Below are 12,206 nucleotides of genomic sequence, written 5' to 3' on the forward strand. Positions count from 1 at the left end.
GCGAGCGGGCGTGGACACGGAGCGGCGACAACTGCTTCACCGGCTGGTGGCCCTCGAGTTCACCGCCATCGACCTGCAGCTCTACCTTGACACCCACCCTGACGACCAGAGGGCACTGGCGGACTTCAACGCAACTGCCCAGGAGATGGCCGGTCTCAGGGAGGTCTACGAAAGCAGGTACGGGCCCCTTCTCGGTTACGGGTTTTCGATGAGCCCGGGCGCCTGGCGGTGGATCGAGGAACCGTGGCCGTGGCAGATGTGAGCCCGAAAGGGGGGAACCCACCATGTGGGTATACGAGAAGACCCTTCTGTATCCCGTGCGGGTGACCCGAGCTGACCCCCGCATGGCCAGGGAGATCATAACCCAGTACGGGGGGCCCGACGGCGAACTGGGGGCGTCCCTGCGCTACCTCACCCAGCGTTACACCATGCCCGTCCCTCAGGCCATCGGCACCCTCACCGACATCGGCACCGAGGAACTGGCACACATGGAGATCGTGGCAGCGCTGGTCTACCATCTGATCAGAGACGCCTCACTGGAAGAGCTCGTTGCCGCCGGGATGGACACGTATTACGCGGACCACGATCGGGCCCTCTATTTCGTCAGCGCCGCCGGAACTCCCTGGACGGCCGCCTATATCGCCTCCAAGGGTGACCCGGTGGCCGACCTGCACGAGAACATGGCCGCGGAGGAGAAGGCGCGTGCCACCTACGAGCATCTCATTGACCTCTCCGACGACCCCGACGTCACCGACGTGTTGCGCTGGTTGCGCGAGCGCGAGGTCGTCCACTTCCAGCGGTTCGGCGAGACCCTTAACCTGGTGCACGAGTACCTCAACCGCCGCCGCGTGTTCTGAGGCGGCGGCGCCTCTGCAGGGGGCGTGCGGCGGTGTTCCCTGGCCGGGCAGTGCTCGCCCGGCCCCTTATGTGCTATGATGTTCCCGATGGTCAGGCCGTGCACGCGGGGCGTGAAGGGTTGGTGATTGCCATGCTGCTGGGGTGGCCTGATTATCTCTGCCTGCTGGTGATCGCCTGGGGCGCGGTGACCGGCGTGATGCACGGCTTCGTGCGGGTGGTCGCCAACCTGGCCGCACTGGTGGTGGGGCTGGGGGTTGCTGCCTGGGGGACGGGGCCCGTCGTGGCCTGGCTGGAGCACCTGGGATGGGTTAAGGCCGTGGCCACCCGGATATCGGCCCACCTGCCCCTGCCTCAGAGCGTGACCGCCATGCCCGTCGGAGGCAGGGTACCCATTACCTGGGGCGACGACCTGCCGCCCGCGCTGAAGGCGGCGCTGCAGCAACGGGCGGAGGCCCTGTTCGCCAGTACGTCCGGGGCGGCCACCCTGGGGGAGCTGGTGACCAGGGCCCTGACCGAACTGCTCTTCTCGCTGGTGGTTTTCCTGCTCATCCTGGCGGTGTCGCAGGGCTTCCTGAGGTGGGTGGGAAAGAAGGTGTCGGGGTGGCTGGGTGCGCATGGCCTGAGCTGGCCCAACCGCCTGGGCGGGCTGCTGGTGGGCGCGGCGCGCAGCACCCTGGTGATGTCGGCCGTCGCTGCACTTGCCCTCCCGCTGGTCACCGTGGTGTCTCCCGGCCTGGCTTTGCTCAAGCCGGGCGGCCTGGCCTACATCCTGGCCGAGTGGTTCGGCCGCTTCTACCCCTGGTTGCTGGCACGCCTTTGATTGGCCCCCGGGCAAATGCCCTGACGGGAAGGAGGTGAGGCCCGGACCCGACCGTGGGCCACGGCGGGTGGACGGGCAATGCCTTGCAGCTTGACATGGCCGTGCTGGGGGTGGCAGGACGCCTGGCCTGGCGGCTCCTCCTGCTGCTGGTGTTGACCGTAGCGATGGTCAAGGGGGCGGACTTCCTGGTCAACAGGTTGTTTCGTCCCCGGCCGGGGACCAGGGTATGGCAACTGGAGGAAAGCCGTTCGCGTACCCTGGCCTCGCTCTTACGCAGCGCCGTACGCTACACGGTCACCATCTTCGCCGGCATGATGGCTCTCGACATCCTGGGGGTCGACACCAGGTCGCTGCTGGGGGGCGTGGCCATCGCCGGCCTGGCGATAGGGTTCGGTGCTCAGAACCTGGTGCGCGACGTCATCACCGGGTTCTTCATTATCTACGAGAGGCAGTATGACGTGGGGGACTACATCAAAGCCGCCGGCGTTGCGGGCGTGGTCGAGGAGGTGGGGCTGCGGGTCACCAGGCTGCGGGACTGGTCCGGGGAGATCCACGTCATCCCCAACGGCAGGATCGAGATCACCACCAACGTGAGCCGGGCGGGAAGCAGGGCGCTGGTTGAGGTGAGCATCGCTTACGAGGCCGACCTGCGCCAGGCCATCGACGTGATGCAGCAGGCCTGCGACCAGGCCGCCCGCGAACTCCCGGCCATCCTGGAGGGGCCCACCGTGCTGGGCGTGAAGGAGCTGGGAGACTCAGGGATAGACCTCCTGGTGTGGGCACGTACCCAGCCGCTGGAACAGTGGGGGGTGGAGCGGGAGCTCAGGCTGCGCCTCAAGGAGGCCCTGGATGCCGCCGGAATAGAGATCCCCTACCCGCGCCTGGTGGTGTACGACCGCTCGGAGAGGAGGGCCGACGGTGACCAGGTATCACGTGGGTGACGTGGTGCGCCTGCGCAAGACCCACCCTTGCGGCAGCGATCGCTGGGAGATTGTACGCACCGGCATGGATTTCGGGCTGCGCTGCCTGGGATGCGGGCGCTACGTGTTGCTCCCCAGGCGGCGGTTCGAGCACTCGGTCAAAGAGGTGCTGGGACCCCCCTCCGGGTCCCGCAGCGCCGCACCCTAGGGTGGAAGGCAGTGGCTTACTCCTGCGGTCTGGTGGGATTCCCGAACGCGGGCAAGAGCACGCTCTTCCGTGCTCTCACCGGCGTGCCCGCGGAAGTGGGGAACTACCCCTTCACCACCGTTAGCCCCCAGCGAGGCCAGGTACCGGTCGAGGATGAGCGCCTGGGCCGTATCGCCGGGGTGATGGGCTCAGCCCGGGTGACGCCGGCGGTGGTGGAAGTGGTGGACGTGGCCGGTCTGGTGGAAGGTGCCAGCCAGGGACAGGGGCTGGGCAACCGCTTCCTCGCTCAGATCAGGGAAGTGGATGCCCTGTTCCACGTGGTGCGCTGCTTCGGCGACCCCAACGTGGTGCATGCCACCGCACAGGTCTCCCCGGGGCGCGACGCCGAGCTGGTCGATACGGAACTCATGCTGGCGGACCTGGAAACCCTGGGCCGGCACGAGACCAAGCTGGCTGCGCTGGTCAAGACGGGGGAGCCCCGGTGGAAGGAGGAGGTCGGCTGGGCTCTCCTTCTCGGGGAATCCCTCGGGAAAGGGACTCCGGCTCGCCTGATTGAGCACGAGGGTGCGCGTGCTCTGGCACGGCGTTTGAACCTGCTCTCGGCCAAGCCGGTGCTGTACGTTGCCAACGTGGGAGAGGGAGACGACATCCCCGCGGATCTGGCAAGGTACGCCGCCCGTCAGCAGGCGCCCGCGTACCCCTTTTCCGCCCGCCTGGAGGCGGAACTGGGGGAGATGGATGCCGGCGAGCGGGCCGCCATGTTGCAGGATCTGGGCTGGCCGGGAGACGCACCCCAGGGGCTGGTGCGGGCCGGGTATGACCTGCTCGGCCTCATCACCTTCTTCACGGCGAACGAGAACGAGTGCCGGGCCCGGGCGGTCCCGCGAGGGGCCACCGTGGTGGAAGCCGCCGCTCGCGTTCACACCGACATGGCCAGGGGATTCATTCGGGCGGAGGTGATTGCGGCCCCCGACTTGCTGGCGGCGGGTTCCTACCAGGCCGCCCGTGAGCGCGGCCTGGTACGCACCGAAGGTCGAGACTACCGGGTGCAGGACGGAGACGTGCTCCTGTTCCGGTTCCAGCGCTGAAGGCGGGCCAGCGATGACGAACCTGTCCGTGGGGGCGTGGGCAGTCAGCTTGTCAGGCGGGGCGGGGCGATGGTATAATCAGCCGGACGGCGGAGCATTTGTCCGTAGTTGCCAGTGTCCCTGAGGCGGCTCCCGGGGGCTGGGCGGCTCCCGGGCAACTGGGCGCGGCTCCGCTGGCGGCCGCCGGGGTACCAGGCAGAACCAGGCCCACGGTGGCCCGCGGGCCTTTTTCGTTGGGCCCGCGCTCCCTGCCCCGCCTCCGAGGCGGGGCCACAGGCCGAGGGGAGGAGGTGATGGCGTGTGGCGTACCCCTACGAAGTGATGTTCATCCTCCGGCCCGACCTGGACGAAGAGGCCACGGCGGCGGCCATCGACAGGATCGCCGGCGTGATCACCGGCCAGGGCGGGAGTGTGGAGAAGGTGGACAGGTGGGGGAAGAGGAAGCTGGCGTACGAGATCAAGGGTTATCAGGATGGCTTCTACTCGATGATGGAGTTCGAGGGCACCCCCGATGTAGCCAAAGAGCTGGACCGCGTCCTGAGAATCTCCGACGAGGTCATCCGGAGCCTGATCGTGCGGCGCGACGAGCCATGACCAGAGGGGGGCTGGAAGCATGCTCAACCGCGTCATCCTCATCGGACGGCTGACGCGAGACCCGGAACTGCGCATCCTGCCCAGCGGGGTGCCGGTGGCCAGCTTTACGCTGGCGGTGGATCGCCCTTTCACCAACCAGCAGGGCGACCGCGAGACCGACTTCATCGACATCGTGGTCTGGCGCAAGCAGGCGGAGACCGTGTCCAATCACCTGAGCAAGGGACGGCTGGTGGCGGTGGAGGGGCGGCTTCAGGTGCGCACCTATGAAACGCAGGACGGGCAGAAGCGCAAGGTGGCGGAAGTGGTCGCTGATGCGGTGAGGTTCCTGGACCGGCCGCGGGACGTGCTGGCAGAACCCGCGGTCGGCTCCGAGCCGCCGGGGAGCCCGGAACCGCACACAAGCCCGGAGCCGGCACTCGAAACAGCGGAGGGATCATCGTTTGGCCAAGAGGGACAAAGGTCGTAAGCGCAAGCGCAAGGTGTGCGCGTTCTGCGTGGACAAGATAGAAAGGGTTGACTATAAGGACGTGTCCCGGTTGCGCCGTTACCTCTCGGAGCGGGGCAAGATCATTCCCAAGCGCATATCGGGGAACTGCGCCCGCCACCAGCGTCAGCTGACGCTGGCCATCAAGCGGGCCCGGAACGTGGCGCTGCTACCGTTCACGGTGGAGTAGTCGCGAGGAGGCCCGGGCCCGTGCCGCGTGAGAACACCCCGGGGGGTGGCGGGGGCGGCGCCCGGGCCTCTCCTCAGGAGGATGGCCGTTGACCCAAGGAAACTTGCGTGGCCTGGCCGAAGGGGCGCTGATGGCTGCCCTCTGCGTGGTGCTGGGGCTGGCCGCCTACTACCTCCCTGTGTTGGGGCTGGCGGCGGCACTGACGGGACCGGTGCCCATCGTGGTGGCGTACCTGCGCCAGGGTCCCCGCACCGCCGTTCTGGCCGCCCTGGTGTCGGGCCTGCTGCTGGCCGCGTTCTTGGGGGCGGTCCAGGGGCTGGTCATGGGATTTGCCTTCGGGAGCATGGGGCTGGCCCTGGGGATGGGTTTTTCCCGGCGGGCAGCACCATTCACCACGGTGCTGTGGGCTTCCCTGTCCGTGGCCGGTGCCACTGCACTGTCCCTGGGATTGGGGTTTCTCTTCATGCACATATCACCCGCGTCCGTCGTGGAGGAGATGCTGCAGGCATACGAGAGCGCCGGACAGCTGTGGGGCCGGCTCGGAGTCCCGGGGATGCAGGAGCAGGCCCGCAACACGGTGGCCATGATGCGCCAGGCCCTGGCGCTCCTTTGGCCGGCGACCTTCGCGGCGGCGTTCCTGGCCGCAGCGGCCATCAACTGGGCGGTGGCGCGGGGCATCTTGCGCCGGCTGGGGTATCGGGTTCCCGACCCGGCGCCGTTCCTGGAGTGGAGGGTGCCCCGCTGGCTGGTGATCCCGTTTCTGCTGGGCTGGGTGGCCATGGTGGCGGGGCCGTACTACCGCCTGGAGTGGGTCTACCGGGTGGGAGCCAACCTGAGCATGTTGCTGTCACTGGTGATGGCGGTGGAAGGTGCTGCGGTGGCGTTGGGTTTTCTCAGACGGTGGTTGGGGGGGAGTGCCGCCCTGGTGCTGATCACTTTTCTGTTCCTGCTACCCGGGGTGGCATGGTCGCTGATCATGTGGCTGGGGGTTTTCGATCTTATCTTTGACTACCGGCGCTTGGCCAACCCGGCCCCCGGGAGGGGATAGACCGTGAGGGTGATCCTGAAGGCAGACGTGGCCGGCCTGGGCAAGCGGGGCGACGTGGTGGAGGTGTCCGAGGGATACGCCCGGAACTACCTGGTGCCCCGCCGGCTGGCGCAGGAAGCCTCCCCGGGGGCCTTGCGAGCTGTCCAGCATCTGGCCCAGGAGAAACAGAAGAAGTCCGACAGGGAACAGGAGCAGGCGCGCCACCGGGCCCATCGCCTGGAGGGAAGGCTGGTGACGATAAGGGCACGGGCCGGAGAGGGGGGCAAGCTGTTCGGTTCGGTGACCGGCCGCGACGTGGCAGAAGCCATCGCCGCCCAGTTCGGCTTTGACGTGGACCGGCGCCGGGTCCTGCTGGACGAACCCATCAAGGCCGTGGGCACCTTTCCCGTCAGGGTGCACCTGCACCCCGGCATTGATGCCACCGTCCAGGTCCGCGTGATCCCGGAGTAGGAGGGCCCGCCATGGCCAGCATCGAGAAGCTGCCTCCCCAGAGCGTGGAGGCGGAGCAGTCCGTCTTGGGCGCCATGCTGCTGGAAAAGGAGGCCATCGTGAAGGCCGCCGAAGTCCTGCGGCCCGAGGACTTTTACCGGGAAGCCCACCGCACGGTATATGGTGCCATCCTCTCGCTCTATGAGCGGGGGGAGGCGGTAGACCTGGTGACCCTGTGCGAGGAGCTGCGCCGCCAGGGTTCCCTGGACGACGTGGGCGGGACCTCCTACGTCACCACCCTGGCGAACCTGGTACCGACCACGGCCAATGTGGAATACTACGCCCGCATAGTTGAGGAGAAGTCGGTGCTGCGGCAGCTGATTCGCGTTTGCACCGAGGTGGTGACGCACTGCTACGAAGGGCAGCAGGATCTGGGGCACCTCCTTGACGACGCGGAACGCCGCATCACCGAGCTTTCCCTCCGCCGCAGCTCCCAGGGGTTCATCAGACTTAAGGACGTCCTCATGTCCACCCTGGACCGGCTCATGCAAATGGTGGAGACCGGGCAGGGGACGGGCATCCCCTCCGGGTACTCCGACATCGACCGCTTCACGGCGGGGCTCCAGCCCTCCGACCTCCTCATCATCGCCGCCCGGCCGTCGGTGGGCAAGACGACCTTCGCTCTCAATGTGGCCCGCCAGGTGGCCGTCCGCAACAAGCTCCCAGTTGCCATCTTCAGCCTGGAAATGTCCCGGGAACAGGTGGCCATGAGGCTCCTTTCCGCCGAGGCCGGTGTGGAACAGCAGAAGGTCAGGCGGGGAGAGCTGGAGGAGCAGGAGTGGCAGGCTCTCTCCCGGGGTCTGGCCCGCCTGGGGCAGGCGCCCGTCTTTATTGACGACACCTCCTCCATTTCCATCCTGGAACTTCGCACCAAAACGCGCCGTCTCTGCACCGAGGTGGGCGCGGGGATGGTGATCGTGGACTACCTGCAGCTTCTGCGCACTTCAGGGAGGATCGAAAACCGGCAGCAGGAGATCTCGGAGATCTCCCGCAGCCTGAAGGCCCTGGCCCGCGAGCTGCGCATCCCCGTGGTGGCGCTGTCGCAGCTGAGCAGGGCGGTGGAGCAGCGCCAGGATCGGCGACCGGTACTTTCCGACCTGCGGGAATCGGGGGCCCTGGAACAGGACGCCGACGTGGTGATGTTCCTTTACACCAACGCCGAGATGGAGAGGGAGAACCAGATCGAGGTGATCATCGCCAAGCAGCGGCACGGCCCCACCGGTTCTGTCCGGATGTACTTCGATCGCAGTACCGGGCTGTTCATGGGGCTGGAAACCAGGCACGTCCTGTAGGGTGGGTGGTGGCGTCCGGCGGCTGACCCGGCCGCAGGCTTGTGGCCGGGGGGCAGGAGCCGCGGGGTGGCAGGGGGGTGCAGTGTTGTACGACGTGATCATCGTGGGAGCCGGGCCGGCGGGGATCTTCGCCGCCCTCGAGCTGGCGGAAAGAGCCCCCGATCTGCATGTGCTCATGCTGGACAAGGGGCCGGAACTGGAGCGGCGCGTGTGCCCGATGCAGCAGCGCCGGGTGACGTGTAACCGCTGTGACCCCTGCTCCGTGGTGTCGGGATGGGGTGGCGCGGGCGCCTTCAGCGACGGCAAGCTCACCCTCACCGCGGATTTCGGCGGCCACCTCGACCGCTACATCGGCCGGCAGCAGACCGAGGAACTGATCGAGTACGTGGACGAGATCTACCTGCGCTTCGGCGCCACCTCGGTGGCTTACGGCACCGATGCGGAGACGGTGCGCCGCATCACCCGCCAGGCGGCCACCGCGGGGTTGAGCTTCATCCCCGCCAAGATCAGGCACCTGGGCACCGACAACTGCCCTCAGATCCTGGCCCGCATGCGCCACCACCTGGATGGGCGGGTGGAGATCCGCACCCGCGCCCTGGCGGCCGGGGTGGTGGCGCGGGACGGCCGGGTCACCGGGGTCAGGCTGGCGGATGGGGAGGACGTCAGGGCCCGCGCGGTCATCCTGGCGCCCGGCCGGGAGGGGGCCGCCTGGATGGCGGCCCAGGCGGCCGAGCTGGGGCTGAAGCTGGCCGCCAACCCCGTGGACATCGGCGTGCGCGTCGAGGTTCCCGCGGTGATCATGGAGCCGCTCACCGAGGGAGTGTACGAATCCAAGCTGGTGTACTACACGGAGTCGTTCGATGACCAGGTGCGCACCTTCTGCGTTTGCCCATACGGCGAAGTGGTCATGGAGAACAACGCCGGGCTCATCTCCGTGAACGGCCACAGCTTCGGGTCCCGGCGGACCGAGTACACCAACTTCGCCCTGCTCGTCTCCAAGAGCTTCACGGAGCCGTTCAAGGAGCCCATCACCTACGGGCGGTACGTCGCGTCGCTGGCCAACCTCCTGGGAGGAACCGTGCTGGTGCAGCGGCTGGGAGACCTTCTTTCCGGCCGGCGTTCGACGGAGAGCCGGCTGGGGAAGGGGATGGTGCGGCCCACCCTGCCCGAGGCCACGCCCGGCGATCTCAGTCTGGTCTTGCCATACCGGCACCTGATCGATATCCTTGAGATGCTCGAGGTGCTGGACAAGGTGGCGCCCGGCGTCCACTCGCGGCACACCCTGCTTTACGGCGTGGAGGTGAAGTTCTACTCCTCCCGGGTGGAGGTGGACCGCGCCCTGCAAACCCGCGTGCAGGGGTTGTTCGTGGCGGGGGACGGCGCCGGGATCACCCGCGGGCTCGCCCAGGCCTCGGCGTCGGGCGTGCACGTAGCGCGGGCAGTGGCCCGCCACCTGGAAGGGGAAGGGGGCGAGGGGGAAACCCCCGTATGAATGCCGGCAGTCGTCGTGGTGGGTACGCAATGGGGCGACGAAGGGAAGGGCAAGGTCACCGACTACCTGGCCCGGGAAGCGGACGTGGTGGTCAGGTACCAGGGCGGGCCCAACGCCGGGCACACCGTGGTGGTGGACGGCGAGGAGTTCCGACTGCACCTGGTGCCCTCGGGGATACTCTACCCCGGGAAGCTATGCGTGGTGGGTAACGGGGTGGTGGTGGACCCCGAGATGCTGGTGGGCGAGATCGAGCACCTGCAGAGCCGGGGTCGGGACGTGAGCGGACTGCGGGTGAGCGCGCGCGCCCACCTGGTGATGCCCTACCACCGCATCCTGGACGCCCTCCAGGAGCAGGCCCTGGGCGAGCGCAAGATCGGGACCACCTTGCGGGGAGTAGGGCCGGCTTACATGGACAAAGCGGCCCGGGTGGGCCTGCGGGTCGGTGACCTGCTGGAACCCGACGAATTCCGGACCCGGCTGGAGCACAGCCTGACCGACAAGAACCGCTTCCTGCAGCATGTCTACGGAGCCGAACCTCTTAAGCTCGAGGAGGTCCTCGAGCCCTACCTGGCCTGGGGGGAGGAGCTGCGGCCCTACGTGGTGGAGACCTCTCCCCTGATCAACCGGGCCATCGTGGCGGGCCGGAAGGTGCTGTTCGAGGGTGCCCAGGGTACCCTGCTCGATCTGGACCACGGCACCTACCCCTACGTCACCTCCAGCCACCCCGTGGCGGGAGGGGCCTGCATTGGGGCGGGAGTGGGCCCCACGCGCATCGACCGCGTCATCGGAGTGGTGAAGGCCTACACCTCGCGGGTGGGTGACGGTCCCTTCCCCACCGAGTTGCACGGCGAGGAGGGCGACCTGGTGCGCGAGCGCGGCCACGAGTACGGCACCACCACCGGGCGACCGCGGCGGGTGGGCTGGCTGGACGCGGTCATGGTGCGCTATGCGGCCGTGCTGAGCGGACTGGACGGCATCGCCCTCACCCGGCTGGACGTGCTGGCGGGCCGGCCGCGCGTGAAGGCGGCCGTGGCCTACCGTTACCGGGGCAGGGAGATCGAAGACTTTCCTGCCAGCCTCTCCGTCCTGCAGGGGTGCGAGCCCGTGTACGAGGAGCTGCCCGGGTGGCCCGAGCCGCCGGCAACGCCGCAGTCGCTCGCCGATCTGCACCCCCACGCCCGCCGCTATGTGGAGTTCGTGCAGCAGGCGACGGGCCTCCCCGTAGTGCTCATTTCGATCGGGAGGGAGCGCGGCCAGACCATCAATCTCGCCCCGGTGTTCGCGCCGCGGCATCCCGGCCACTAAAGGGCGTGGCGGTCAGGGTACAGCCATTCCCCCACGAGGGTGGGCGCTCGGCCACCGGTGAGGGTTGTCTTCAATCCGGCCTGCGGCGAGGCCGTTGTCAGGGAAGGAGCAGGCATAAGCAGTGGAGCTCTGGTTCACCGAGAAGCCCACACCAAACTGGGGCATGACCTACCGGGTGCAGCAGGTGTTGCGGCGCCGCCAGACCTCGTTCCAGGACCTGGCCGTCGTCGAAACCGTGGAATTCGGACGCGCCCTCATCCTGGACGGCATCGTGCAGCTCGCCGAGAAGGACGAGTTCGTCTACCATGAGATGATCGTGCACGTCCCCATGTGCGCCCACCCGGACCCCCGGCGGGTGCTGGTGGTGGGGGGAGGCGACGGGGGCGCCGTACGCGAGATCCTGCGTCACCCGGGCGTGGAGGAGGTCCGTCTGGTGGACATCGACCGGGAAGTCATCGAGGCGGCCCGCGAGTTCTTCCCCCAGGTCGCGTCGGCCCTGGACGATCCCCGCGTACGCATAGTCATCGAAGACGCCTCCCGTTACCTGTGGCGGGACGATCTTGAGGGACGATATGACGTGATCCTGGTGGATTCCCCCGATCCGGTCGGCCCGGCCGTCGCGCTCTTCCAGGAAGAGTTCTACCGGGGGGTGGCCCGGGCGCTCGCCCGGGACGGCATGTTTTCCGCCCAGAGCGAGTGCCCGTTCCTGATGCCCGAATTCATACGGTCCGTGCAGGAGGCCGCCGCCCGCGTCTTTCCCATTGTCAAGCTGTACATTTACGCCAACGTGACCTACCCCGGTGGCATGTGGGCATTCACCACCGGGTCCAGGCGCTACGATCCCGCCTGCCCGCGCCAGGGTCGCCGGCCGGCCGGACCCACCCGCTACTGGACGCCGGAGGTGCACCGCGCCGCCTTCGTGCTGCCGCCCTTCGTGCGGGAGCTGGCACCCCGGCAGCATGCCCCCGCCCTCGATGACGCGCGTCCCGTCCCGCACGCCGGGGACCGTTGAGGGGCGCCGGCGCTCGCCTTGCCTGACAGGTGACACGGCAACTCGCCTTGGGTGCCTCGGCGATTCGCCGCGCCGGCCTGCCCGGTACTTGCGCTGGCTCCATCGACCGGGTATAATATGGTGGAGCCAATCGCATAGGGGCGAGCGGGAGTAGTTCAGCTGGTAGAACATCGGCTTCCCAAGCCGAGGGTCGCGGGTTCGAATCCCGTCTCTCGCTCCAGTTTTTTATGAGCCGGTGTAGCTCAAGGGCAGAGCGGCGCATTCGTAATGCGTAGGTTGTGGGTTCGATTCCCTCCACCGGCTCCACTTTTTCAAGAGTCCCAAGGGCTTCCGTGCCCTTGGCGTCTCTTTAAGAGAGTCACTCATGACGGCCTGCCGTCGCCACCGCCGATGAAAACGGGGGTTG

Annotated in this window: 15 protein-coding genes and 2 tRNA genes; all 17 read left to right on the forward strand. The window is 67.8% G+C overall.

The features are described from left to right. Positions 1 to 10 precede the first annotated feature (10 nt). The 17 genes from QME70_12485 (at position 11) to QME70_12565 (ending at position 12,106) form a co-directional block, all read left to right on the forward strand. The gene (locus QME70_12485) at positions 11 to 262 is read left to right on the forward strand and encodes a spore coat protein CotJB (GenBank protein MDI6895385.1); all 252 of its coding nucleotides are present in this window, start codon (positions 11 to 13) and stop codon (positions 260 to 262) included. Between the two features lie 22 nt (positions 263 to 284). Continuing rightward, on the forward strand, positions 285 to 857 hold the full coding sequence (locus tag QME70_12490; GenBank protein ID MDI6895386.1) for a manganese catalase family protein: 573 nt from the start codon (positions 285 to 287) through the stop codon (positions 855 to 857). 98 nt (positions 858 to 955) lie between these two features. Then, complete coding sequence (locus QME70_12495; protein MDI6895387.1) at positions 956 to 1,678, forward strand: CvpA family protein; 723 nt, start codon at positions 956 to 958, stop codon at positions 1,676 to 1,678. 83 nt (positions 1,679 to 1,761) lie between these two features. Next, positions 1,762 to 2,619, forward strand: coding sequence for a mechanosensitive ion channel family protein (locus QME70_12500; protein ID MDI6895388.1), 858 nt, complete (start codon positions 1,762 to 1,764; stop codon positions 2,617 to 2,619). Further along, positions 2,597 to 2,806, forward strand: coding sequence for a DUF951 domain-containing protein (locus tag QME70_12505; GenBank protein MDI6895389.1), 210 nt, complete (start codon positions 2,597 to 2,599; stop codon positions 2,804 to 2,806). The genes QME70_12500 and QME70_12505 overlap by 23 nt, the downstream gene beginning before the upstream one ends. A gap of 11 nt (positions 2,807 to 2,817) precedes the next feature. After that, positions 2,818 to 3,894 (forward strand): redox-regulated ATPase YchF, encoded by a 1,077-nt coding sequence (gene ychF / locus QME70_12510; protein MDI6895390.1) that lies wholly within the window; start codon positions 2,818 to 2,820, stop codon positions 3,892 to 3,894. A gap of 300 nt (positions 3,895 to 4,194) precedes the next feature. After that, positions 4,195 to 4,488: a 30S ribosomal protein S6 gene (gene rpsF / locus QME70_12515; protein ID MDI6895391.1), complete on the forward strand. Its 294-nt coding sequence runs from the start codon at positions 4,195 to 4,197 to the stop codon at positions 4,486 to 4,488. Between the two features lie 19 nt (positions 4,489 to 4,507). After that, positions 4,508 to 4,954, forward strand: coding sequence for a single-stranded DNA-binding protein (ssb, locus tag QME70_12520; protein MDI6895392.1), 447 nt, complete (start codon positions 4,508 to 4,510; stop codon positions 4,952 to 4,954). Further along, a complete protein-coding gene (rpsR, locus tag QME70_12525) occupies positions 4,929 to 5,162 on the forward strand; it encodes a 30S ribosomal protein S18 (GenBank protein MDI6895393.1) in 234 nt (77 codons plus the stop codon). The genes ssb and rpsR overlap by 26 nt, the downstream gene beginning before the upstream one ends. A gap of 88 nt (positions 5,163 to 5,250) precedes the next feature. Then, the gene (locus QME70_12530; protein ID MDI6895394.1) at positions 5,251 to 6,210 is read left to right on the forward strand and encodes a DUF2232 domain-containing protein; all 960 of its coding nucleotides are present in this window, start codon (positions 5,251 to 5,253) and stop codon (positions 6,208 to 6,210) included. 3 nt (positions 6,211 to 6,213) lie between these two features. After that, the gene (gene rplI / locus QME70_12535; GenBank protein MDI6895395.1) at positions 6,214 to 6,660 is read left to right on the forward strand and encodes a 50S ribosomal protein L9; all 447 of its coding nucleotides are present in this window, start codon (positions 6,214 to 6,216) and stop codon (positions 6,658 to 6,660) included. A gap of 11 nt (positions 6,661 to 6,671) precedes the next feature. After that, on the forward strand, positions 6,672 to 7,991 hold the full coding sequence (gene dnaB, locus QME70_12540; GenBank protein MDI6895396.1) for a replicative DNA helicase: 1,320 nt from the start codon (positions 6,672 to 6,674) through the stop codon (positions 7,989 to 7,991). Between the two features lie 85 nt (positions 7,992 to 8,076). Then, positions 8,077 to 9,483 (forward strand): NAD(P)/FAD-dependent oxidoreductase, encoded by a 1,407-nt coding sequence (locus tag QME70_12545; GenBank protein ID MDI6895397.1) that lies wholly within the window; start codon positions 8,077 to 8,079, stop codon positions 9,481 to 9,483. Next, positions 9,484 to 10,788 carry an adenylosuccinate synthase gene (locus QME70_12550; protein MDI6895398.1) on the forward strand — a complete coding sequence of 435 codons (1,305 nt, stop codon included), beginning with the start codon at positions 9,484 to 9,486 and terminating at the stop codon, positions 10,786 to 10,788. A 121-nt stretch (positions 10,789 to 10,909) separates the two neighbouring features. Continuing rightward, positions 10,910 to 11,800 carry a polyamine aminopropyltransferase gene (gene speE, locus QME70_12555; protein MDI6895399.1) on the forward strand — a complete coding sequence of 297 codons (891 nt, stop codon included), beginning with the start codon at positions 10,910 to 10,912 and terminating at the stop codon, positions 11,798 to 11,800. Positions 11,801 to 11,944: 144 nt separating this feature from the next. After that, positions 11,945 to 12,020 (forward strand) — tRNA-Gly (locus QME70_12560). Between the two features lie 11 nt (positions 12,021 to 12,031). Then, a tRNA-Thr gene (locus tag QME70_12565) sits at positions 12,032 to 12,106 on the forward strand. Positions 12,107 to 12,206: the final 100 nt, after the last annotated feature.

The organism is Bacillota bacterium, from assembly GCA_030019365.1.
Classification (GTDB): domain Bacteria; phylum Bacillota; class Sulfobacillia; order JACIYH01; family JACIYH01; genus JACIYH01.

What these genes read in the sequence shown, in the direction of transcription:
- ssb (MDI6895392.1), top strand. Translation starts at nt 4,508, where the DNA reads ATGCTCAACCGCGTCATCCTCATCGGACGGCTGACGCGAGACCCGGAA.
- QME70_12490 (MDI6895386.1), top strand. Translation starts at nt 285, where the DNA reads ATGTGGGTATACGAGAAGACCCTTCTGTATCCCGTGCGGGTGACCCGA.
- dnaB (MDI6895396.1), top strand. Translation starts at nt 6,672, where the DNA reads ATGGCCAGCATCGAGAAGCTGCCTCCCCAGAGCGTGGAGGCGGAGCAG.
- QME70_12550 (MDI6895398.1), top strand. Translation starts at nt 9,484, where the DNA reads ATGCCGGCAGTCGTCGTGGTGGGTACGCAATGGGGCGACGAAGGGAAG.